The organism is Paracoccus albus (genome assembly GCF_027913035.1).
GTDB classification, from domain to species: Bacteria; Pseudomonadota; Alphaproteobacteria; order Rhodobacterales; family Rhodobacteraceae; genus Paracoccus; species Paracoccus albus.
On record NZ_CP115775.1, the window covers coordinates 1,890,733 to 1,912,917 of the forward strand.

Sequence of the window (22,185 nt, forward strand, 5' to 3'; positions counted from 1 at the left end):
GATTATGCGAGACAGTTGACGGATTCGCGTGATCGTGGCAGAACATTTATCGAACGCGGAGGTAACGGGGCCGGAACATGCTGACCAAGAAGCAGATCGAATTGCTGGAATTCATCCAAAAGCGTATGGCACGGGACGGCGTGCCCCCGTCTTTCGATGAAATGAAAGTCGCGCTCGATCTGCGATCAAAGTCTGGCATTCACAGGCTGGTTACCGCTTTGGAAGAACGCGGTTTCATCCGGCGCCTGCCGCATCGCGCCCGTGCGCTCGAGATCGTTCGCCTTCCGGATTCTCTGGCTAAATCAGCGCCCGGCTTTTCACCACGTCTGATTCAGGGAGATAAAAAAACCGCGCCGCCGCCGCCCTCCGGTGCGTTTGAAGTCACATCAGACGCGTTCCAGCTCCCTGTAATGGGCAAAATCGCCGCCGGTGTCCCAATCGAGGCGATCTCGGAAGTTTCGCACAATATCTCTGTCCCCGGCAGCATGCTCTCTGGACGTGAAAGTCACTACGCGTTGGAGGTTAAGGGGGATTCCATGATCAACGCCGGCATCAATGACGGCGATATTGTGGTGATCCGCGAACAGGAACTGGCCCAGAACGGCGATATAGTCGTGGCTCTGGTAGAGGGCCATGAGGCCACATTGAAATACTATCGCCGGAAGGGCGCGATGATCGCACTGGAGGCAGCGAACCCTGCCTATGAAACCCGCATTCTGCCAGAGGATAAGGTTCATGTTCAGGGTCGCCTTGTCGGGCTGATCCGCAGCTACTGATCGCTACCGTCCATCTCCGCCGCCTTTATGCCGACGGCGAGACTGCGGTGTCTTTTCCGATAGAGGCCAAACGGAGCCGGACACGCTTGATACGGCGCGGGTCCGCATCGACAATCTCGAACTCCGCGCCGGATTCGTGAGGGATAACCTCCCCTCGAACAGGGACACGGCCCGTCAGCTTGAAGATCAGCCCGCCAAGCGTATCGACATCTTCGTCATCCTCTTCCGGCGTCAGACGAAGGCCGGTTTCCTGCTCCAGTTCGTCAAGCGGCGCCCGGGCCTGAACCAGCCATTGACCGGGTTTTTCGGCGATCCACATGCCGCCTTCAACCTCGTCATGTTCATCTTCGATCTCGCCGATAACCTGTTCGATCAAATCTTCAATCGTCACGAGCCCGTCAACGCCGCCATATTCATCAATCACAAGCGCCATATGGATCCGGTCCTTCTGCATCTGCTGCAAAAGAACGCCGATCGGCATGGATGGGGGCACATATAGAAGCGGGCGCAGCATAGGCCGCAGGCTGAATTTGCCGGCCGGCCGGGACCCGAAGCCGTGCTTCAGCGCCAGATCCTTCAGGTGGACCAGTCCCAACGGACTGTCGAGCGTACCGCGAAAAACCGGCACCCTTGAAAACCCATGCTCGCGGAACATCTCGACCAGTTCCTCAAGCGAGGCGTTCACCGGTGCGGCGACGACCTCCACCTTTGGTATCGCGACATCATCCACACGCATCCGCCGCAGGTTAAGCATCCCCGGCGCTGCGGGCTGGGGTGCGCGATGCTCTTCCGGGATGATATTTTCATCCTCACCAGTCGAGAACGCGCCGAACAATCGGCCGAGAAAGCCCCTAGATACGGGTAGATCGCGCCCCTCGCTGCCGATGCCGTCGGCCCATCCGGCTGGATCGGCGCTGACATCGGCGGGGGGCGCGGGACTTCGCGATGGTTCGCTGTTCATGTTTCCTTCTCCAAATAGGGGTCTTCTATACCAAGCGGCGCCAATATCTGCCGTTCGGCATCCTCCATAACGGACGCGTCCGCGTCATTCAGATGGTCATAGCCAGCCAGATGCAAAATGGCATGGACCAGCAAATGCGTGACATGAGCGTCAAACCGCTTGTGCTGCGCCTGACTTTCGCGGACGCAGGTCTCATATGCGATGGCAATATCGCCAAGCTCTGCCACAGCAGGGCGCGCGGGATGCGCGCCGGGCGCGTGGGCGACGTGTTCGACCGCAGGCCATGACAGAATGTTTGTCGGCTGCGCCTTATCTCGGAAATCACCGTTCAACGCGGCGATACGCGCATCATCGCAGCCCATAACGACGATGTCCGCATCCATGCCCAGCCAGTGCAGGGTCGCCAGCCCTGCCCGCTCGGCCAGCGTTTCAAGTCCGGCGTCTTCCCATCGTTCATCCTCTATGACGGTATCGACCTCAGCCATTGCGGCTGGCCTGCGACGATCCGGGCGCGCGGCGCGGCGGATAATTGCCCTGCGAGTTATCTTCGCCCCGCGCCAATGCTTCGGCATCGGCCGCATCATAGGCTTCGATCACACGCGCGACGAGATGATGGCGCACGACATCCTTCGCGGTGAAATAGTTGAAGCTGATGCCCTTGATCCCCGCAAGAATACGCTCGGCATCGACGAGGCCGGATTGCGTCCCGCGCGGCAGGTCGATCTGGCTGCGGTCGCCGGTAATCACCATGCGCGACCCCTCACCCAGACGGGTCAGGAACATTTTCATCTGCATGGTCGAAGCATTCTGCGCCTCATCCAGCACCACGAAGGCATTGGCGAGCGTGCGGCCACGCATGAAGGCGAGTGGCGCGATCTCGATCCGCTTTTCCTCCATCAGCTTGGCAAGCTGCTTGCCCGGAAGAAAGTCGTTCAGCGCGTCATAGAGCGGCTGCATATAGGGATCGACCTTCTCCTTCATGTCTCCGGGCAGAAAACCCAGACGCTCACCGGCCTCGACCGCCGGGCGCGACAGGATAATCTTGTCGACATGACCGCCAATCAGCATGGTAACACCGACCGCCACGGCCAGATATGTCTTGCCGGTACCGGCCGGACCAATGCCGAAAGCCATCTCATTCGCGAACAGATTGCGCACATAATCCTTCTGCGCGTCCGTCCGCGGCTCTACCGTCTTTTTGCGGGTCCGCAACTCGATTGGGCCAGAACCGAACATTTCGAGCTGTTCATCGGGCGACAACGATGCCGGCTCTGCCTCGGGTCCCATTCGCAGCGCCGCGTCGATTTCTGCCGCAGTGACCGGACGCCCTTGTTCCAGCCGGGCATAAAGTGCCTGAAGAAGCTGCGCGGCATCGTCACGCACCGCCTGCGGCCCAACGACTGCAAGCAGGTTTCCACGGCGCAGGATATGCACGCCCAAAGCGGCCTCGATCTGCGACAAATGCGCATCGGCTGGGCCGCAAAGCTCTATCAGCAGCCGGTTATCGGGAAATTCCAGAAGCGTCTCGCCTTGCGTAGCGGCGGACGGCGCGGCGATGTCGGGTGCGGTAGGGGTCAGGCCCAATGAGGTCTCCGGATTATCAGCCCCCCTATGGTGGGGTGCGTGATGCGTTTGCACAAGTGCTTGTGTAAGAAACTGCGCATCTGTCGCAAAAGTTTCACATCAAACGCCAATCAGCGCCGCCAGATGCCACGTATGAAGTCATGAAGATTCGGCTCTTCTGCGGCATCCATCTGCGCTATGCCGCCCTGCCAGACAAGCTTTCCCCCCGAGAGCATCGCCACACGGTCGCCCACGCTGCGCACGGTCGTCATGTCATGGGTGATCGTGATCGCGGTTGCCCCGGTTTCTGTCACGATGGTCCGGATCAGGTCATTGATGCGTGCCGAGCGAATCGGATCAAGCCCGGTTGTCGGCTCGTCGAAGAAGATCACCTTGGGATCAGCCGCAATGGCCCGCGCAAGACCAGCCCGCTTCGCCATCCCGCCCGACAGGGCAGCCGGGTAAAGATCGGCAACCTCTGGCCCGAGCCCGACACGCGCCAGCTTTTCAATGGCGATCTGCCTTGCCTTGTCGTCGCCAAGCGGTTTGCGCAGCCGGAAAGCGACATTCTGCCAGACGGTCAGGCTGTCAAACAGAGCCGCGCCCTGAAAAAGCATACCGAACCTGTTCATGAAACCAGCACGGTTTTTCGCATCCAGCGGCTGCCCCTGCCAGCTGATCTGCCCTGAATCCGGGCTTTCCAGCCCCAGAATACATTTCAGCAAAACCGACTTTCCCGTACCGGATTGCCCTATAACGACAAGGCTTTCCCCTTTGTCGACGGACAGATCGAGCCCGCTCAGCACCGGCTGACCGGCGAAGGACTTGTGCAGGTCGCGCACTTCCAGAACCGGGATCATCCGAAAAACAGCCCCGTCATGATGAAGTTCGCCGCGAAGATTCCGACAGCCGCGACGACGACCGCATATTTGGTCGCCCGACCGACGCCCGCCGCGCCGCGACCCGCGTTCATGCCGCACCAGCAGCCGGACAATGCGACGATCAGCCCGAAGACCGCGCCCTTCAGCAGCCCGGAAATGACATCCCAGCTTTCCAGGAAGGACCAGCTTCCGCTGAGATAGGCGGCGGATGTGAAACCCAGCGACTGCGTGCCGACCAGCCAGCCGCCCATGATCCCGATAATATCGCCGACCCCGACCAGTGCAGGTACCGCGATGATCGCCGCCCACAGCCGTGGTGTCACCAGATGCCGCTGCGGATCGGCGGAAAGTGTAACAAGTGCATCGATCTGCTCGGTCACGCGCATGGTGCCGATTTCCGCCGCAATGGAAGAGGCGACGCGCGCAGCCACCATCAACCCGCCAAGCACCGGGCCGAGTTCGCGCGCCATGCCGATGGCCACAACCGCCGGGACAACCTCTGCTGCCGAAAAGCGCTGACCGCCGGAATACATCTGCAACGCCAGTGCGGCACCGGTGAACAGCGCGGTCAGCCCGACCACCGGCAGAGAGAGCCAGCCGATCTGGATCAGTTGGCGAAGCAACTCGCGCGGATCAGGGCGCATGAACAGGCTGCGACCGGCAAATATCGCAACCCGGCCAATCCGACGGATCATTCCAAGCGTCGCCCGCCCGGTCAGTGTGATAGGCGCAAGTGCGTTCATATGATACGGCGTTCGTAGCGCCCGCCAAGCTGGGTCAGCAATTCGTATCCGATGGTCCCGATCACATCGGCGACGTCGTCGACCTTCTGCACCGAAGAGATAAGGTCAAGGCTATCAGGCACTGTTTCAAGCGCCGAAACATCCGCTGTAATCAGGTCCATCGACACACGCCCGACTAGCGGACAGGGCGTGTCGCCCGCCAAAAGGTTGATGCGCGCGCGATCACTGTCCGAGGACAGGGCGCGGTGGATACCATCGGCATAGCCCGCCGCAACCGTCGCAACCCGTGTCCGGCGCTGCGCCGTCCATGTATTGGAATAGCCAACGGTCTCGCCCGCCTCGACGATGCGGGTCTGGATCACAGGAAGGGACAGGCGGATGACCGGGCGCGCATCGGCAAAGGGCATCCCGCCATACATGCCGATCCCTGCCCGTGTGATGTCGAAATGGTAATCCGGCCCAAGCAATATCCCACCCGTAGCGGCAAGGCTGCGCGGCACCGTTATCCCGTCCGTCATGTCGCGAAACGCGGCAAGCTGGCGCGAATTCATCGGGTGGTCAGGTTCATCCGCGCAGGCCAGATGCGACATTACCAGCTCAGGACCCGCAGCCATAATTTCGGATTTAAGACCGGCCCATTCGCCCGGCTCGAACCCAAGGCGGTTCATGCCGGAATCCAACTGAACGGCGAAAGGCTGACCCGGACGTATCGCGCGATCACGGAAGAACTGTTCGGGACTGTTCAACACCGGAATTGAATCGCCGAAATCCGCGCCGTCCATATGGCCGGACAAAATGAATATCCGCGCAGACGGACCGGTAGCCTCGCGCACCGCTGCCGCCTCGGACGCGATGGCGACGAAGAAGTCCTGCGCGCCTGCCTCTGACAGTGCGGCCGCGACCATGCCTGCGCCAAGACCATAGCCATCCGCCTTGACGACGCCAGCCGTACGCGCACCGGGCGCCTTGTCTGCAAGGGCGCGGTAATTGGCCTGCAGGGCCGAGCGATCAATTTCCAGAACCATTTGCCCGATTTCCTCTATCCCCGTTCCGGCGTCAAGATTGCGTCGTCGCGGTCACAGTCACTTGCATCCTTGCAACATCGGCGGAATTTCCGATGTCGGTGTCATTTGGTTGATGCTTCATGGCTGATAGTGATTGGGCATGCGCATTAGATTTGCGCCGATTTTTTTTGGCCCACACGACGGCAGAGGTCGTGCGGGTCCGACAATATGAGAAGCTCGCTTCGGTGACCTGCCGCACGAAGCCCAGAAGCAACAGCGACCCAGAATGCCATCCGTCAGGCTGCCCTTCATGCGACATCTCGCACCCGTTCTGATAATAACTTTAGCGTCTCCGGTTTCTTCTGCCCCGTCCCTTGCAACTGACATGGAAGGAAAGCCGATCACGGTGCCGTCGGGTCAGTTGATCTACTGGCAAGATATGATCACCGGCAATCCGGGGGCGCATGGGCTGACATATCGCTTTCGCTTTGTCGCACCGGATCTGGCGAACCTGGTGCCAATGGCTTCTCCCGCACCGATGGAGGCCCTGACGGAAGAGGATATGGCGGCACTGGATGCGCTTGCCGAATCAGAAGGCGGGGCCGCGACAATCATCAGCGACGCGATTATCGAAGGGCTAATTTCATCGACGGAACTGGATCAGACACCCGTAATCTCGCTGCCGCTTGATATGCCGATCGACGAGATTGCCGAATCGCCAACGGATTCGGCGACCGGCGATTTCGTTCTGCCGCCCGCACCGGACAGCCTGCTTCGCGATCCGATGCATGACGACATCGTGTGGCTGTGTGAAAATTTCGTTCTGCCGCGTATTGCAAGCCCTGCCCCACGGCCAAGCAAAATAGTGATCTCGCTGGCGGATCGTCCACTGGACAGCGCCGGCCTGGAACCCGGTGCCGTCCAGCTTTTTGAGGCGTTCAGCCTGCCGGCCGATCGTGACGAATGCATCTGGGAACCTCTGTAACCGCTGATGCAAGGCTGCCACAGATCGGCGAAGTCGCGCCGAAGCGTTAACCCGCCCGCTATCGCGCTAACGAAATCTTACCTAGAATCATGTCGTCCACGCATGACGTGCGACAGAAATCGACAAAAAGGGGTGTGAAGCCCCATCTTACAGGAGCAGACAATGTCGAAAAAATTCGCGCTCGCCCTCGTGGCCCTGGGCGTTCTCGCAGCTTGCCAGCCGCGTGAGCCGGAAATCACCACGATGCCGGTCGCCGTCACGCAAGAGCCGGTGTATCAGGGCAAATACGGCGCCAACTGATCTTGGATGCCGGGCGCGCGGGCGGTATGACTGCCCGTGCGATCAAAAGAAGTGCGAGGCGTCGATTTGCTGAAACATCGCGGATTTCCATCCCGGCTGCCATCATCGGACTACCAGTTCACCATTCGTCGTGCCAATCCAAAGGGCGCGACCAAACTGGCCGCGCGCGAACGATTTCGTGATCGCAGCGCCGCCGACAGACGCGCGGATGCAGGCTTTCTGGCCGCGCTGATCGAACATTTCGGAGAGGAAGAGTTCGAACGCGGCAATCTGGATGCCGGTCGGCTATCATGGCTGCTTGGTTGCGAGGTGGTGGCCATAGGCAAGCTGGACCCAACTTCTTATGATCAGTTGTTCCGCGTCGATCTCGGCAAGGCACAGGCCAGCTTTCCCGAGATTTTCGCGCAGGACGAACCCGATTTCGTCGAGGACTGGGACGACGGCTTCGATAGCGACGAAGACTAAGCGAAACACCGCCGGTCTGTCATTTCGGCAACGCTTTGCCGTTTCACGGCTTTTCACGCGCTTGTCAGTTTTATCGCCCAAGTTGTTGTGGCAATGTGACAATCGCAAACAATCAGGCCCGGAATCGGGCGAACACTCAAGAAAAGGCAGAGTTACATGCAGACCAAAACCTCGATCCGCCTCGTCGGCGCAATCTTTGCAATCGCAGCGCTTTCTGCTTGTCAGCAGGGTGCATACGGCACCGGTATGTCGGCTGACGCGCAGCGTGCGCTTGTTGGTGCAGGTGCAGGCGCTGTGGCAGCCAAGGCATTTGACGAAGATGTCGGCACGGGTGCCGTTCTCGGCGCTGCTGCTGGCGCGCTGTGCGACGATGCAGGCGTTTGCTACGCGCAATAATCAAACTGGCTTGACGGCCGCCCTTGCGGCCGTCGCCTAAACCCGCGACAGCTGGCGCGAAACCACGCCTCAGCGGTCCTTTAAAAGAGATTTCCCATGACCAAACTTCACATTGCGGCCGCGGCCGCGCTGTTTTCGCTTGGCCTTGCAGGCTGTACTCAGAACATTAACCCTACGGATTTCGACCGCGCAGCGATTGGCGCTGCTGCCGGCGCGACCATCGCCCATGTCGCCGACAAGGATGAAAGCGACGTCTACAAGGGTGCCGCAATCGGTGCTGCCGCGGGCGCATTGTGTAACGACGTGCGGTTCTGCCAGTAACGCCGATCACCTGACAAAAAAGCGCCGACTGGTTGCCGGTCGGCGCTTTTCTTTTGGCATTGTTCGCACGCACTCGCCATCCGTGCGAAGCCCGGCTAGGCTGCAGGAGATTTACCTCAGCGGCAGGCGGCGATCCGAAATATCCCGCCATAACAGCGGATGCTTTGGACGCGATGACCCCTCCCCTTGATGAAATTCTGGCACCTCAGGCCCAATCGGCGATGATTGCGGGGCTTTTTCTGGCGGCTGGCTGGTGGGTCGTGGCCTGGCAGAGCCGCAGACGGGACGCGAAACATCGGGCCGATCGCGTGCGCGACGTACAGCGCGCCCTGTTTGCAGAAATAAGAGCCTACCTGGCCGTTCTGCAGCGCGATCAGATCGAGGAATACGGTGCCGAAATTGCGCAAAGAATTGAGGAAGAAGATGGCTATTTCCCGGTCATCCCGACCGAACATAATGACGCAATTTTCCGGGCAATCGTGGCGGAACTGCATATCCTGCCCCGCGATACGGTTGACCCCATCGTGCTATATTACAGCCAGTTGAATGCGATTGGCGCGATGATCACCGATCTGCGATCTCTCGATCTGGTCAAAATAGGACCCGAGCGCGCAGCGGCGATGTATCGTGACTATATCTCAATGAAACTAGGCGCTATCGAACTTGGTGAAAGCGCATTGGCGGCGATTCAGTCCAACGTGGACGGTCGCGGCGCGATCAGTAGCCGGGACGAGGACCCGTCCTGACCTTGATGGGTTTGGGTGCGTAAATCGTAGACATGACGCAATCTCCACTCTGCTCAGTTCAAATATAGGCGTTCAGGGCCGATTTCGCAAGAATCATGGTGTCAGCCACCCCGCCCGATTTCTTCGCGTCTCAACGGAAACTTGTCGATGGCCCGGGAAATTTCGCGCACGCTCCACGGTTGCGGCTTGCGCTGTTTGATCTGACCGTCCTTGTCGATGATCACCAGTGAGAATCCGCGCGGATGAAGCTTGCTGCGCCATGCACTGTTGGCGGCAGGTTCGGTGTCGGTGATGACGACCACGTCACGCTCTGCCAACTCCCCCGGCAGACGTCTTAACTCAGCTATTTGCGCGACAAATGCCGGATCGGCGGCGGTATCGGCAAAAACAATAACCGGCCGGGCCTGCCACAAAAACTCCTCCGGCGTTGTCTCCGACGCGGCAAGTATCTGAAGTTCATCAGCGGCGGTCGGGCTGCCTATTTCCTGACTTTGGGCTGATTGTGCGGCATCGACCTCTGCCGAAGATGGTGGGTTGACCCGAGAGGGTGGCGAGGGATCGCCGCCAGAACCCATACCGGATACCAGCATTGCAACTGTAAGCAACATAATCAAACTACGCATCTTCACCTCTTCTGACATAGATATAGGCGATAAGCGAGCGGACGAAAGGACTGTCCGCCATCAGATGAAACTGGGGTGGAGACATTGCCGAAAGCCTCGGTTACGAATTGCGCATGACTATGCACCGCGCCCCTGATCGCCTGCCTGATGATTTCGCCGCACGGATTGGACATGCCGTAGCCGGTTTCGGTTTTCTTGAAGAAGCCCTGAAGCGAGCGATCTTCTCTCTCTCCCGCAACGGGCTGGGCAAACGCGCGGATGATCGCGCGGTGGCAGCATGGCTGCGCCGGATGGAGGATATTGCAGACGACACGCTTGGCACGCTGATCGACCAGTTCGTCAAACAGATGGGCAACGCGCAGGTGAAAGGCCGTGACGATCTGGCCCGCGACCTGCGCCAGATAAGGCGTCACCGCAACTTGCTGTGCCACGCCTCGTGGAAGGCTTCCGAAGCGCCGGGCCGCTGGCACCCGTCCTTTCTGAACACGAAGGGAGAGACTTTCCCCGGCGATGTCGGCAACGAAGATCTGGAAAAAATCCACGAACTGACTCTGGCTGCCGCATCCCGCGTCGTGACCATCATGCGCCAGACCGGAATCGAGGGCGAATGGGTCGGCCATGACGAGGATTAGAAAGACGTCGCGCGTCGATGAACGACAATTTTGTCCGTCCGCCGATCCGCACGGCATGACCGTCAACTGTTCAACGTCATGTTGATTTGAAGCTTTCTGGCAGCAATCGCTTTAACTGTTGTGACGATCTGGGCCGCACTCGCGTTGCAACGGCCCGCGGCTCGCGCTAACAGGCTGGACAAGCGAAAAAAGAGGCTTTCATGTCCGCCCCATTAAGGCTTGGTATCGCCGGGCTTGGCACTGTCGGTATCGGTGTCGTGAAAATCATCCAGAAACATGCCGATCTGTTATCGGCACGTTCGGGTCGTCCTGTCTCTATCACGGCGGTGACAGCGCGTGACCGGATGAAGAACCGCGACGCGGATCTGTCAGCCTATGAATGGTTGGACGATCCGATCGCCGTCGCAACACGCGAAGATGTGGACGTTTATGTCGAACTCATCGGCGGCGACGAAGGCATCGCGCGCGATTCGGTCGAGGCGGCGCTGAAGTCCGGCAAGGATGTCGTGACCGCAAACAAGGCGCTTCTGGCGATCCACGGTCAGGCGTTGGCACAACTGGCCGAGGAAAAAGGCCGGGTCATCCGCTTTGAGGCGGCGGTGGCGGGCGGTATCCCGATCATCAAATCCATGACCGAATCCATGGCGGGCAACCAGATCAACCGAGTCATGGGTGTAATGAACGGCACCTGCAACTATATCCTGACACGGATGGAAAGCGCCGGCCTGCCCTATGAGGCCGTGTTCGAGGAAGCCCGCCAGCTTGGTTATCTGGAGGCCGATCCGAACCTTGACGTGGGCGGCATCGACGCCAGCCACAAGCTTGCCATTCTGTCATCCATCGCCTTCGGAACACAGGTCGATTTCGGCGCTGTCGAGATCGAGGGGATCGAGCGGGTCAGCATCGACGATATCCGCCGCGCGGCCGATATGGGTTACCGGATCAAGCTGCTGGGTGTGGCCCAGATGACCGCGCGGGGGCTGGAACAACGCATGTCGCCTTGCCTCGTCCCTGCCGACAGCCCGATCGGGCAGTTGCAGGGCGGCACCAATATGGTGGTAATCGAAGGCGATGCGGTCGGCCAGATCGTTCTGCGTGGCGCAGGCGCGGGCGAAGGGCCAACGGCAAGCGCTGTCATGTCCGATGTGGTCGAACTGGCGCGTGGTGTGCGGCTGCCTGTCTTTGGCCAGCCTGCTTCGGGCCTGACCCGCGCGCAGGCGGCGCGCACCGCGGTTCCCGCCGCCTATTACATGCGGCTTGCGCTTCTGGACAAGCCGGGTGCCCTGGCAAAGGTCGCGGCGGTGCTGGGCGATGCCGGTATCTCCATCCATCGGATGCGGCAATATGATCACGAAGGCGGGCATGCGCCGGTTCTGATCGTCACGCATAAGACGACACCCGACGCCATAGACCATGCAATCGAGATGCTGCCGAAAACGGGTGTGATTGCCGAAGACCCGGTCGAGTTGCGGATCGAAGAGGTTTAGGGCGAAAAAGCCGGGGGCGCTGCCCCCGGACCCCCGAGGTATTTTCGCACCAAAGATGATGCTAGACTGCTGCCATGAGTCGCAAGCTGGTCAATCAAATCTGCGGGCGTTTCCCCGGAGCGGAACATTCCGATCCCTGGGGCGGCGGGCATGATTGCTGGAAAGTGGGCGGCAAGATCTTTGCGCTGATCGGGGCGATGGAAGAACGTGTCTCTGTGAAATGCGACAGTATCGAAACAAGCGCTATGCTGATCGAGGCCGGGGTGGCGGCGAAGGCGCCCTATATGCACCGAAGCTGGGTGGCCCTGCCCTGCGATGCCGCCCGCGATGAGCTGGAGCATCGGATTCGGCAATCTTATCTGATCATCCGGGGTGGGCTACCCAAGACAGTGCAGGCAGATTTGGCTCCCGTCCGTTAAGCGACTACCTGAACAGGATCAGGCTGGAAGGCGACCATCCGACCGAGCCGCGCGTACCGACATTCGGAATGTCCCGGCCGAAAACATTGCGCATCGAGATACGGACAGGTTCCGACTGGGTGCCGTCCTCTTCATCAAGCCGGACGTCGTAATAGGTCATGTCGCCGTAATAGACGACCTCATCAATCACGCCGCCATTCTGCCGCGGCGCGCTCTGCGGCTGACCCTCTGGGAAGATGCTGACGGCTTCCGGGCGGAAACCGATCATCGGACCGGAATCTTCGTCGTTTTTCGCAACCTGAGAATGGACAAGTTCGATCTCTCCCAGGCCTTCGACGTCGACACGGATCTGATCGGCGGTCTCGGACAGGATCGTTGCCGGCAGGAAGTTCATCACCCCGATGAAATCCGCCACATGCCGGCTGACCGGGCGGGCATAGAGCGATTCGGGTTCATCCATCTGCGCGATGCCACCTTCGAACATCACCGCGATGCGGTCGGACATGACAAGGGCCTCTTCCTGATCGTGGGTCACAAGCACGAAGGTGATGCCGACCTGACGTTGCAGCTTGATCAGTTCGACCTGCATCTGTTCGCGCATCTTGCGATCAAGGGCCGATAGCGGTTCGTCCAGCAGCAGAACCTTCGGCTTCAGGATCAGCGCCCGAGCGAGCGCCACCCGCTGGCGCTGACCACCGGACAATGCATGGGCCGCGCGCTTGCCATATCCTGACAGGCCGACCATTTTCAGTGCCTCTTCCACCGCGGCCGCCTTTTCCGATTTAGAGCGCGGATCGCGACGCAAGCCGAAGGCGACGTTTTCAGCCACCGTCAGATGCGGGAAGATTGCGTAGGACTGGAACACCATATTGGTCGGGCGCTTATTGGCCGGGACATGAACCATGTCCTTATCGTCGATCAGCACAACCCCCGAGGAGATATCCTCAAACCCAGCGATGGTGCGCAGAAGCGTTGTCTTGCCGCAGCCAGAGGGGCCGAGCAGGGAGAAGAATTCCCCCTCTCGGATGGTCAGGTCTATGCCGCGCAGGGCATGATAATCGCCGTAATATTTGTGAACATCGCGGCATTCTATCATCGGCTTTGCCGCCTGCAATTCGGCGTAACGGTTGGCGGATTTCGGGTTGCGCGGCGCCGTTGCGCGCAGTGCAGGTTCTTGCGGGGCGGCCTTGGTCGTATCGTTCACAGGAAACCCCCATGGTCTTTTTGTCCGGTCCGGGCGACACCACGGCGGCGGAAATATTCGGCGATGGTCAACAGCAGGATCGACATCAGTACCAGAACGGTGCCGAGCGCCATGATGACCGGAACGGATTTCGGAAAACGAAGCTGGCTGAAGATATAGGTCGGCAAAGTCGGCTCGTTTCCGGCAAGGAAGAAAGCGATGATGAATTCATCCAGCGAGATCGTGAAGCTCATCAACAGGGACGATATAATCCCCGGCATCACGAGCGGGAGGATCACAAGGCGGAACGCGCTCCATTTCGTTTCACCGAGGTCATAGGCGGCCTCCTCCAGCGATTTGTCCAGACTGTTGAACGCCGTGGACAGGATCGCGATTGCATAGGGCATACAGATCAGGGTGTGCCCCAGAATGACCGTGACAAGCGAAAGGCCGACCCCCATCGCCAGCAGCACAACAAGCAGCGACATGGCGACGATGATTTCCGGCAGCACCAGCGGCAACATGATCAGCCCCATGATGCCGCCCTTGGCCGGGAAGCTGAAGCGTGTCGTGGCGCGCGCCGCAAAGACGCCAAGCGCCGTGGCGAGGATGGCCGAAGAAACTGCGATAGTCAGAGAGTTCAGAAAGGCCCGGCGCAGGGTTTCATTCTGCGTCATCTGAACGAACCATTCGGCGGTAAAGCCTTTCAACGGAAAGGCGATGATCGTGCCGTTGTTGAAGGCGAACAGCGGCAAGATCAGAATGGGTCCGTAAAGGAAGATCAGGTAAAGGATCGCGTAGATCCGCAGCCCTCCGCCCCTCATTGCCGCACCTTCAGGAAGCGACGGTTGAGGAACAGGAAGATCAGGCTGACGATCGTCACGACGATCATTGCCGTGACGGCCAGGGCTGAACCCATCGGCCGGTTATCAAGCGCCAGCATGTTCGCCTGCACCATGTTTGCGATCATCGGCGTCTTGCCGCCCCCGATAAGCTCTGGCGTTACATAATCGCCGATTGTCGGGATGAATACGATCAGAGTGGCCGCAACCACACCCGGCATCGCAAGCGGCAGCGTCACGCGCCAGAAGGTCATGAGCCTCGATTCACCAAGGTCCTGCCCGGCCTCCAGCAGCGATCGGTCGATCTTTTCCAAGGCAACATAGATCGGCAGGATGGCAAAAGGCGCATAGGCATGGGCCAGCGTGATCACCATCGCCTGAACATTGTAAAGCATATTTCCGAAAGGCGGCTCATTGATGAAGGGCAGCAGCGTCATCACCGAATTGACCACGCCGTTTTCAGCAAGAATGGCTTTCCACAGGAACACGCGGATCAGGTATGAGGTCCAGAACGGAATGGTGATGAGGAACAGCCACATCGCCTTCCGTTCGGCCCGGACATTGAAGGACAGGAAATAGGCCACGGGAAAGGCCAGCACCACCGTCACCAGCGTCACCAACATCGCCACGATGACAGAGCGCAGCATGACCTTGTGAAACACGGGATCAGTCAGGACCGCGCGATAATTGTCCAGCGTGAATTCGTGTACGACCTTCAGGTAATCATCCTTGAAGAAGGAATAGGCCAGAATGGTCAGAAGCGGTGCCGCCAGCATCAGCAGCGCATAGATCAGCGGCGGCGAAACCATCGCCAGCCCCTGGCGCGCCTCGGCGTCGAAACGGGTAGCTGCCATTACTTCTCCCTGCGGCGCGATCAGATTAAGCTTATAAAGCACTGGCAGAGTTGAAAAGCCGCGAAAGTGTAAAAATTGCGCATTGTTCTGCCGGTAGGAGCGCATTGCCGGGTATTTGTGCAGCCAGCGAAAGGCATCAAAGCTCGAGGATGTCGCGGGTTCGAATATTTCGCCCTTTAATGGTCTTTCATCTCGACACAGGGGCGGCTGATATGCACATTAAACGCCAAGCGGGGCCTATGAACCCCGCGCTGTGGAGGATACATGACAGATAAATCCAAACTCGACCGCCGTCGCTTTCTGACTCATGCGACACTGGGCGGTGCGTCAGCCGCCGCTGCAACAACGCTTGCCGCACCAGCCATCGCACAGGAATCGCCGACCATCAACTGGCGCCTGACCTCGTCTTTCCCGAAGTCTCTGGACACGATCTATGGCGGCGCTGAAGTGCTGGCCAAGATGGTCAGCGACGCGACGGAGGGTAAGTTCGTCATCCAGCCTTTCGCCGCCGGAGAGATCGTGCCCGGCCTTCAGGCCGCTGACGCCGCCGCCGAAGGAACCGTGGATTGCGCGCATACCGTTGCCTATTACTATTGGGGCAAGGACCCGACCTGGGCGCTTGGCGCGGCGGTGCCCTTCGCGCTGTCGGCCCGCGCGCATAACGCGTGGATGTATCACGGCGGCGGCATCGACCTGTTCAACGAATTCCTGTCTGGAGAGAATCTCTTTGCATTGCCCGGCGGCAATACCGGCGTGCAGATGGGCGGCTGGTACCGCAAGGAGATCAACAGCATCGACGACCTCAAGGGGCTGAAGGTGCGCCTTGGCGGTTTCGCCGGTGCCGTGGCCGAAAAGCTCGGCGTCGTGCCCCAGCAGCTTGCCGGTGGCGATGTCTATCCCGCGCTTGAGAAAGGCACGATCGACGGTGCCGAATGGGTCGGCCCCTATGATGACCAGAAGCTCGGCTTCGCCAAGGTCGCACCCTATTACTACTATCCTGGCTGGTGGGAAGGTGGTCCGACGGTCCACTTCATGTTCAACAAGGAACGCTATGAAGAGCTTCCGTCACATTACCAGTCGCTCCTGCACACGGCATGTCAGGCCACCGACGCCGATATGCTTCAGGAATATGACTACAAGAACCCGACCGCATTGAAAGAGCTGGTCGCGGGCGGGGCGGAACTGCGTCCCTTCACGCCCGAGGTGATGGAGGCCTTCTATCAGGCCGCCAATGAAGTCTATGCCGAACTCGACGATAATAACGAAAGCTGGAATAAGATCTGGTCCTCGATCAAGGCGTTCCGCAATGACTGGTATCTGTACAACCAGACTGCGGAATACACCTATGATACGTTCATGATGATCCAGCAGCGTGGCGGCAAGCTTTAAGCTTCAGCCACCTTCACGGAAGGGCGCCTTTTGGGGCGCCCTTTTTTGATGGCGAGCAGGCAATAACGCGGGCATTTCCCCTTCCCATCTCATCCAAACCCTGCTATGCGCCCGGCTTCGGCTTCACCCTTGGAGGAAGCCGGTTAACCTGAAAGGAATATATCATGGCCAAAGAGATCCCAGATCTGGTGGCCGAGGCACGTACGGGGACAGGCAAGGGGGCCGCCCGTCAAGCTCGCCGTAACGGCAAGGTGCCCGGCATTGTTTATGGTGACGGTAAAGACCCCGTCGCCGTTCAGTTCGACTTCAACCAGCTTCTGACCAAGCTGCGCGCCGGTCGCTTCATGTCCACGCTGTGGAACCTGAAGCTGGACGGTCAGGATGACGTTCGTGTCATCTGCCGCGGCGTCCAGAAAGACGTGGTGAAGGACCTGCCGACGCATATCGATTTCATGCGCCTGCGCCGGACGTCGAAAGTGAACCTGTTCATCCATGTCGAGTTCATCAACCACGACAAGGCCCCTGGCCTGAAGCGTGGCGGCACGCTGGTGACGGTGCGCCCGGAAGTCGAACTCGTCGTGACCGCAGGCGACATTCCGGAAAGCATCGTTGTCGATCTGGAAGGCAAGGAAATCGGCGATTCGATCCATATCGGCGATATCAAGCTGCCTTCGGGCGCGAAGCCGACGACCGACCGCAATTTCGTGATTGCAAACCTCGCCGCACCGTCCGCTCTGGTCTCTGAGGAGGCCGAGGAAGATGCAGCCGATGCAGACGCCGAAGTCACCGAGGCCGCGGGCGAAGACGCAGCGGAAGAAAACGCAGAAGAGTGATCTTCAGCACCTGCGAAACAGAAAGGCGGCGTTCGATGCGCCGCCTTTTTCATTGCAATAATGCAGCCAAAGAAAATTCCCTTTACGTGCCGCTTTATGAAAGTTGCCTATCAGAAGTTAGCTTGGAAGGTTTCTTAACGTGTTCAATAATTTAGAATTAATAGGCTAGGAGTTAAAAGGGGCCTATTTACTTAACTATCCTCTATTGACGGCTTGCGCACCCTCAGGTGCGTAAGCTTTCAGTCTTCAGCCAAACCGAACTCCATTTGATCCCATAGGCTCGACGAAACATGGCCTGCTGCCGGTTTCGCGGACACCCGGATAGGGTGTTTATGAAACTGGAGAATCTACATGGCGAGAAAAGCATTCAGCCGCGAGTTCAAGCGGGAAGCGGTGGAATTGATAACGAAGCGTGTCGTCAGCACTGGCAGGCTTCAAGGGGTCTTGGAATACAGGCGACTGCGCTTCGCCGGTGGGTGCGGGCATCTGCGACAGACGGGGCGGCTGCGCTTCCTGGTCACGGCAAGCTAACCCCGGAACAGGAACAGCTCAGGAACCTGCGGCGCGAAGTGTCGAAGCTGAAGGCGGAGCGGGACATTCTAAAAAAGGCCGCGGCCTACTTCGTCAAGGACCAGCTGCGATGTTTGGACTTGTGGCGAAACACCGAGGGGTCTGGCCAGTGAGTTGGATGTGTGACGCGCTCGGTGTGTCACGAAGCGGCTTCCATGCCTGGTTGACGCGACCACGCAGCGACCGGTCGATCCGCGACGAATAGCTATCGGCAGTGATCCGCAGAAGTTTTCTGCGTTCAGACCAGAGCTATGGCGCACGGCGGGTCTGGCATGATCTTCTTGAAGAGGGCTATTCCTGCGGGCTGCATTGCGTCGAGCGACTGATGCGGCAGGCGGCCTTCAGAGCTCGCCCAAAGCGTCGAAAACCAACTGAAGACGAGGGCCCGAGGTCGATCATAGCTGCCAACGTGCTTGAACGTGGGTTCGATGCGGATAGCCCGAACCAGAAATGGGCGGCGGACTTCACCTGTATCTTAACAGCGGAAGGCTGGCTCTATGTCGCCGCCGTCATTGATCTCTTCTCGCAGCGTGTCGTTGGATGGTCCATGAGCGACCAGATGACGGCCCAGATGGTCACGGACGCCTTGATCATGGCGATCTGGCGCAGAGGCAGGCCGCAGGATCTGCTGCATCATTCCGATCAGGGCAGCCAGTATACCAGCGAACCGTTCCAAAGGCTGATGGCCGATTACGGCATCGCCTTTTCGATGAGCCGGTCCGGAAATGTCTGGGACAACGCTGCGATGGAGAGCTTCTTCTGTTCGCTGAAAACCGAACGTGTCAGGCGGAAAACCTACCGCACAAGAAAACAGGCACGCGCAGATGTCTTCGACTACATCGAGCGGTTCTACAATCCAAAGCGCCGATACTCGACCATCGGCTACCTAAGCCCTATCACATTCGAGGAGCGAGCTATGAAAGCTTAAGTTACCGTCCGGCAGAAGGCTACCCTGGCTTTCGCGACAGGTTAAGCGAAGCGTGCCCTCGACAAAGATCACCATCCCGTGACGCAGCGTTTTTGTTTACGTTTACGTCAACAAGCACCACTATTTCATCCGTGAACTTTAGCGGAAGAGGAGCCGCCAGGGATGAGCGACAAACTCATGACCATCCGCCAGATGTGCGATGCCTTCGATGTCACGCCGCGCACCTTGCGCTTCTACGAGGCACGCGAATTGATTTCACCAGAGCGTCGCGGGCAGCATCGCCTGTACGATCGCCGGGACCGGGCGCGCCTCAAACTGATATTGCAGGGCAAACGCTTCGGCTTCAGCCTTGAGGAGATCCGCCAGCTGTTGGAGTTGTACGATCCCCGCGACAACAACGTGACCCAGCTGGCAGCCACGCTGGATGCGGCGCGCATCCGCCTGGCCGACATGATCCGCCAGCAGGACGAACTCGGGCAGGCAATCAAGGACCTGACCCAGCAAATAGATGAAACAGAACGCCTTCTGAACGCCCGCAAGGCCGGCTGAAACCGAAATTCTCGTATCAACGAACAGGACCGAACATGCCGATTTACAATGCCCCCGTCCGCGACATGCAGTTCATTCTTCACGAGGTGCTGAATGTCTCCGCCTCGGGCCTGCCCGGACATGATGAACTTGATCGCGATTTCACCGAAGCCGTTCTTGACGCTGCGGGCAAGCTGGCCAGCGATGTCCTGACGCCGCTGAACCGCGTCGGCGACGAACAGGGATGTGTGCTGGAAAACGGTGTCGTGCGCACGCCGAAAGGCTTCAAGGAAGCGTTCGACCAGATGAAGGAAGGCGGCTGGACCGCGCTTGACTGCGATCCGGAATATGGCGGTCAAGGCATGCCCTATGTGCTGGGACTGGCGACCGGCGAACTGTTCGTGTCGGCGAATATGGCCTTCAACATGTATCAGGGCCTGACCCATGGCGCCTATTCCGCCATCCACACCCACGGCTCCGACGAACAGAAGCAGAAATACCTGCCTAAGATGGTGTCCTGCGAATGGACCGGCACCATGAACCTGACCGAACCGCATGCGGGCACCGATCTGGGCATGCTGCGCACCAAGGCGGAACCGCAGGATGATGGCAGCTATCTGATCTCTGGCCAGAAGATCTTCATCTCCGCCGGCGATCACGACATGGCCGACAATGTCATCCATCTGGTGCTGGCCAAAGCCCCCGGCGGTGGTGAGGGCACAAAGGGCATCAGCCTGTTCATCGTGCCGAAGTTCCTCGTGAACGAAGATGGCTCTCTGGGTGAACGCAACGGCGTCAGCGTCGGCAACCTTGAAGAGAAGATGGGCATTCACGGCAACTCGACCTGCGTGATGAATTATGACGAAGCGAAAGGCTGGCTGCTCGGTGATCTGCACAAAGGCATGCGCGCCATGTTCACCATGATGAACGAAGCCCGCATCGGCGTCGGCCTGCAAGGCTACGCGGTCGCCGAGGCCGCCTATCAGAACGCGGTCGAATATGCCAAGGACCGCCTGCAGGGCCGCGCCGTCACTGGCACGGAAAACCCGAAAGGCCCGGCCGATCCGCTGATCGTACATCCCGACATCCGCCGCAGTCTCATGGATCAGAAAAGCTTCCTGGAGGGCGCACGCATGCTGTCCTTCTGGGCTGCACACCAGATCGACAAGGCGAAGAATGGCGATGATGAGGCGGAGGGCGCTGTCTCACTGCTCACGCCAGTCATCAAGGGCTTCCTGACTGACAAGGGCTTTGACACGACCGTGCTGGCGCAGCAGGTCTATGGCGGGCACGGCTATATCGAAGAGCACGGGATGAGCCAATTCGTCCGCGATGCCCGCATCACGATGATCTATGAAGGCGCAAACGGCATTCAAGCGCTCGACCTTGTCGGCCGCAAGCTGGCTCAGGATGGCGGCAAGCATGTCATGGCCTTCTTTGAAGAGGTGAAAGGCTTCATCAAGCAAAACGAAGGCAACGAAGCACTGAAGGCGGATTTCCTCGAACCGCTGAAAGCGGCCTCGAAAGACCTGCAGGCAGCCGCAATGTTCTTCATGCAGAACGGCATGAAGAACCCGAACCACGCGCTTGCGGGTTCCTATGACTTCATGCACCTGTTCGGCCATACCGCACTTGGCTTCATGTGGGCGCGGATGGCAGTTGCTGCGCAGAACGCGCTGAATGACGGTTCAGGCGACACGGGGTTCTACGAAGAAAAACTGGCGACCGGCCGCTACTACATGAAGCGCCAGCTTCCGATGACCGCGACGCACAAGGCACGTATCGAGTCAGGTGCGGATCCGGTGATGGCGCTCGACGCAGAGCAGTTCTGACAAATGCGTCATTCAGCTGCCCCGGCACAGACGAGCCATGGGTTCATCGACGCGACCGCCTCCGGCGGGGGTATTTGAGTGAAGAAGAAGCGGCCCCGGCCCGAACCGGACGATCTGCGACGGGTTCGGACCGGGGCTTTCTCCTTCAGCGGTCATCGGCTCCCCAGCCTGTACCGCGAGATCAGGCATAAGGAACAAAGCTTGAGTTTCGGTTAAGCAGGCGGTTTCTTCTTCATAAAAATACCCGTGAACGTGCGGGCCGGTAAACCATCGTCAAACAGGGAGGAGCTACAGATGACCGCACAACTCTATTGCTTCGGAGAATCCGGTAACGCCTATAAGGCGGCGCTGACAATGGAGCTGGCGGGCTATGACTGGGAGCCCGTCTATGTCGACTTTTTCAACGGAGAGGGTCGCACGCCTGAATTCCGCGCCATGAATGAAATGGGCGAGGTGCCTGTGTTCCGCGAAGATGATCTGACACTGACACAATCGGCTGTCATACAGCTGCATGTCGCGGAAAAGACGGGTAAGTTTCTTGGCTCGGACCGCAACGAGGTTCTGCGTTGGCTGATGTTTGACAATCACAAGCTGTCAGGCCAGGCCGGGCCAGCACGTTTTTTGCAGAATTTCATCCCAGAGGATAAGCGACCGCAGGGTGCAATCGATTATCTCAAGGGTCGCCTGAATGCGGCTTATAAGGTGCTCGATACACATCTGACGGAACGTAACTGGGTGGCTGACGACGCGTTCACCATCGCGGATGCGGCCTGTTGCGGCTATCTTTTCTACCCGGAACCCTTCGGCTTCGACAGGGCCGAATGGCCAAATATCGACCGCTGGCTTGACGGCATAGCTGCCCTGCCCGGCTGGAAACACCCATATGACTTGATGCCCGGCAGCCCTGCCGACCGGGCGTAACAG

The 22,185-nt window shown here is 59.1% G+C and carries 25 protein-coding genes and 1 pseudogene; 16 read left to right on the plus strand and 10 right to left on the minus strand.

What is annotated here, in order from left to right:
* The first annotated feature begins 77 nt into the window (after positions 1-77).
* Positions 78-776, plus strand: a complete 699-nt coding sequence (gene lexA / locus PAF20_RS09435) for a transcriptional repressor LexA (RefSeq protein WP_271070418.1) — start codon at positions 78-80, stop codon at positions 774-776.
* Between the two features lie 25 nt (positions 777-801).
* Here the strand turns inward: lexA and PAF20_RS09440 are convergent, their stop codons facing one another.
* The 6 genes from PAF20_RS09440 to alr all read right to left on the minus strand — a co-directional run bounded on the left by PAF20_RS09440 (position 802) and on the right by alr (position 5,958).
* The gene (locus PAF20_RS09440; RefSeq protein WP_271070419.1) at positions 802-1,737 is read right to left on the minus strand and encodes a hemolysin family protein; all 936 of its coding nucleotides are present in this window, start codon (positions 1,735-1,737) and stop codon (positions 802-804) included.
* A complete protein-coding gene (ybeY, locus tag PAF20_RS09445) occupies positions 1,734-2,222 on the minus strand; it encodes an rRNA maturation RNase YbeY (protein ID WP_271070420.1) in 489 nt (162 codons plus the stop codon). Before ybeY ends, PAF20_RS09440 begins: the two co-directional genes overlap by 4 nt.
* Positions 2,215-3,321, minus strand: a complete 1,107-nt coding sequence (locus PAF20_RS09450) for a PhoH family protein (RefSeq protein WP_271070421.1) — start codon at positions 3,319-3,321, stop codon at positions 2,215-2,217. Before PAF20_RS09450 ends, ybeY begins: the two co-directional genes overlap by 8 nt.
* Positions 3,322-3,431: 110 nt before the next feature.
* Positions 3,432-4,160 (minus strand): ABC transporter ATP-binding protein, encoded by a 729-nt coding sequence (locus PAF20_RS09455; protein WP_271070422.1) that lies wholly within the window; start codon positions 4,158-4,160, stop codon positions 3,432-3,434.
* Positions 4,157-4,924, minus strand: coding sequence for an MlaE family ABC transporter permease (locus PAF20_RS09460; protein WP_271070423.1), 768 nt, complete (start codon positions 4,922-4,924; stop codon positions 4,157-4,159). Before PAF20_RS09460 ends, PAF20_RS09455 begins: the two co-directional genes overlap by 4 nt.
* Complete coding sequence (gene alr, locus PAF20_RS09465; protein WP_434802954.1) at positions 4,921-5,958, minus strand: alanine racemase; 1,038 nt, start codon at positions 5,956-5,958, stop codon at positions 4,921-4,923. The genes PAF20_RS09460 and alr overlap by 4 nt, the downstream gene beginning before the upstream one ends.
* A 355-nt stretch (positions 5,959-6,313) precedes the next feature.
* On the opposite strand from alr, the gene PAF20_RS09470 reads away from it, so the two are divergent.
* The 6 genes from PAF20_RS09470 to PAF20_RS09495 all read left to right on the plus strand — a co-directional run bounded on the left by PAF20_RS09470 (position 6,314) and on the right by PAF20_RS09495 (position 9,141).
* Positions 6,314-6,913, plus strand: coding sequence for a DUF6497 family protein (locus PAF20_RS09470; protein WP_271070425.1), 600 nt, complete (start codon positions 6,314-6,316; stop codon positions 6,911-6,913).
* A gap of 162 nt (positions 6,914-7,075) precedes the next feature.
* Complete coding sequence (locus PAF20_RS09475; RefSeq protein ID WP_271070426.1) at positions 7,076-7,213, plus strand: hypothetical protein; 138 nt, start codon at positions 7,076-7,078, stop codon at positions 7,211-7,213.
* Between the two features lie 66 nt (positions 7,214-7,279).
* Positions 7,280-7,678, plus strand: coding sequence for a hypothetical protein (locus tag PAF20_RS09480; protein ID WP_271070427.1), 399 nt, complete (start codon positions 7,280-7,282; stop codon positions 7,676-7,678).
* Between the two features lie 156 nt (positions 7,679-7,834).
* A complete protein-coding gene (locus PAF20_RS09485; RefSeq protein ID WP_271070428.1) occupies positions 7,835-8,074 on the plus strand; it encodes a hypothetical protein in 240 nt (79 codons plus the stop codon).
* A gap of 96 nt (positions 8,075-8,170) precedes the next feature.
* The gene (locus tag PAF20_RS09490) at positions 8,171-8,395 is read left to right on the plus strand and encodes a YMGG-like glycine zipper-containing protein (RefSeq protein WP_271070429.1); all 225 of its coding nucleotides are present in this window, start codon (positions 8,171-8,173) and stop codon (positions 8,393-8,395) included.
* 173 nt (positions 8,396-8,568) lie between these two features.
* Complete coding sequence (locus tag PAF20_RS09495) at positions 8,569-9,141, plus strand: hypothetical protein (RefSeq protein ID WP_271070430.1); 573 nt, start codon at positions 8,569-8,571, stop codon at positions 9,139-9,141.
* A gap of 101 nt (positions 9,142-9,242) precedes the next feature.
* Here the strand turns inward: PAF20_RS09495 and PAF20_RS09500 are convergent, their stop codons facing one another.
* The gene (locus tag PAF20_RS09500) at positions 9,243-9,764 is read right to left on the minus strand and encodes a DUF4174 domain-containing protein (RefSeq protein WP_434802912.1); all 522 of its coding nucleotides are present in this window, start codon (positions 9,762-9,764) and stop codon (positions 9,243-9,245) included.
* Positions 9,765-9,883: 119 nt separating this feature from the next.
* Between PAF20_RS09500 and PAF20_RS09505 the strand changes: the two genes are divergently transcribed.
* The 3 genes from PAF20_RS09505 (at position 9,884) to PAF20_RS09515 (ending at position 12,302) form a co-directional block, all read left to right on the plus strand.
* Positions 9,884-10,396: a hypothetical protein gene (locus PAF20_RS09505; protein WP_271070432.1), complete on the plus strand. Its 513-nt coding sequence runs from the start codon at positions 9,884-9,886 to the stop codon at positions 10,394-10,396.
* Positions 10,397-10,596: 200 nt separating this feature from the next.
* Positions 10,597-11,883, plus strand: coding sequence for a homoserine dehydrogenase (locus PAF20_RS09510; protein ID WP_271070433.1), 1,287 nt, complete (start codon positions 10,597-10,599; stop codon positions 11,881-11,883).
* A 74-nt stretch (positions 11,884-11,957) separates the two neighbouring features.
* On the plus strand, positions 11,958-12,302 hold the full coding sequence (locus tag PAF20_RS09515) for an MmcQ/YjbR family DNA-binding protein (RefSeq protein WP_271070434.1): 345 nt from the start codon (positions 11,958-11,960) through the stop codon (positions 12,300-12,302).
* 4 nt (positions 12,303-12,306) lie between these two features.
* Here the strand turns inward: PAF20_RS09515 and PAF20_RS09520 are convergent, their stop codons facing one another.
* The 3 genes from PAF20_RS09520 to PAF20_RS09530 all read right to left on the minus strand — a co-directional run bounded on the left by PAF20_RS09520 (position 12,307) and on the right by PAF20_RS09530 (position 15,181).
* Complete coding sequence (locus PAF20_RS09520; protein ID WP_271073295.1) at positions 12,307-13,398, minus strand: ABC transporter ATP-binding protein; 1,092 nt, start codon at positions 13,396-13,398, stop codon at positions 12,307-12,309.
* 104 nt (positions 13,399-13,502) lie between these two features.
* Positions 13,503-14,309, minus strand: coding sequence for an ABC transporter permease (locus PAF20_RS09525; RefSeq protein ID WP_271070435.1), 807 nt, complete (start codon positions 14,307-14,309; stop codon positions 13,503-13,505).
* A complete protein-coding gene (locus PAF20_RS09530) occupies positions 14,306-15,181 on the minus strand; it encodes an ABC transporter permease (RefSeq protein ID WP_271070436.1) in 876 nt (291 codons plus the stop codon). The genes PAF20_RS09525 and PAF20_RS09530 overlap by 4 nt, the downstream gene beginning before the upstream one ends.
* 264 nt (positions 15,182-15,445) lie before the next feature.
* Here PAF20_RS09530 and PAF20_RS09535 point away from each other — a divergent pair, with 264 nt between their 5' ends.
* The 6 genes and pseudogenes from PAF20_RS09535 to PAF20_RS09560 all read left to right on the plus strand — a co-directional run bounded on the left by PAF20_RS09535 (position 15,446) and on the right by PAF20_RS09560 (position 22,182).
* A complete protein-coding gene (locus tag PAF20_RS09535; RefSeq protein ID WP_271070437.1) occupies positions 15,446-16,570 on the plus strand; it encodes a TRAP transporter substrate-binding protein in 1,125 nt (374 codons plus the stop codon).
* A 164-nt stretch (positions 16,571-16,734) separates the two neighbouring features.
* Positions 16,735-17,403, plus strand: a complete 669-nt coding sequence (locus PAF20_RS09540; RefSeq protein WP_271070438.1) for a 50S ribosomal protein L25/general stress protein Ctc — start codon at positions 16,735-16,737, stop codon at positions 17,401-17,403.
* Positions 17,404-17,754: 351 nt separating this feature from the next.
* Positions 17,755-18,901: pseudogene (locus PAF20_RS09545) on the plus strand (IS3 family transposase).
* 162 nt (positions 18,902-19,063) lie between these two features.
* Positions 19,064-19,450 carry a MerR family transcriptional regulator gene (locus PAF20_RS09550; RefSeq protein ID WP_271070439.1) on the plus strand — a complete coding sequence of 129 codons (387 nt, stop codon included), beginning with the start codon at positions 19,064-19,066 and terminating at the stop codon, positions 19,448-19,450.
* Between the two features lie 35 nt (positions 19,451-19,485).
* The gene (locus PAF20_RS09555; protein WP_271070440.1) at positions 19,486-21,261 is read left to right on the plus strand and encodes an acyl-CoA dehydrogenase C-terminal domain-containing protein; all 1,776 of its coding nucleotides are present in this window, start codon (positions 19,486-19,488) and stop codon (positions 21,259-21,261) included.
* Between the two features lie 294 nt (positions 21,262-21,555).
* The gene (locus tag PAF20_RS09560) at positions 21,556-22,182 is read left to right on the plus strand and encodes a glutathione S-transferase family protein (RefSeq protein WP_271070441.1); all 627 of its coding nucleotides are present in this window, start codon (positions 21,556-21,558) and stop codon (positions 22,180-22,182) included.
* The last annotated feature ends 3 nt before the right edge of the window (positions 22,183-22,185 follow it).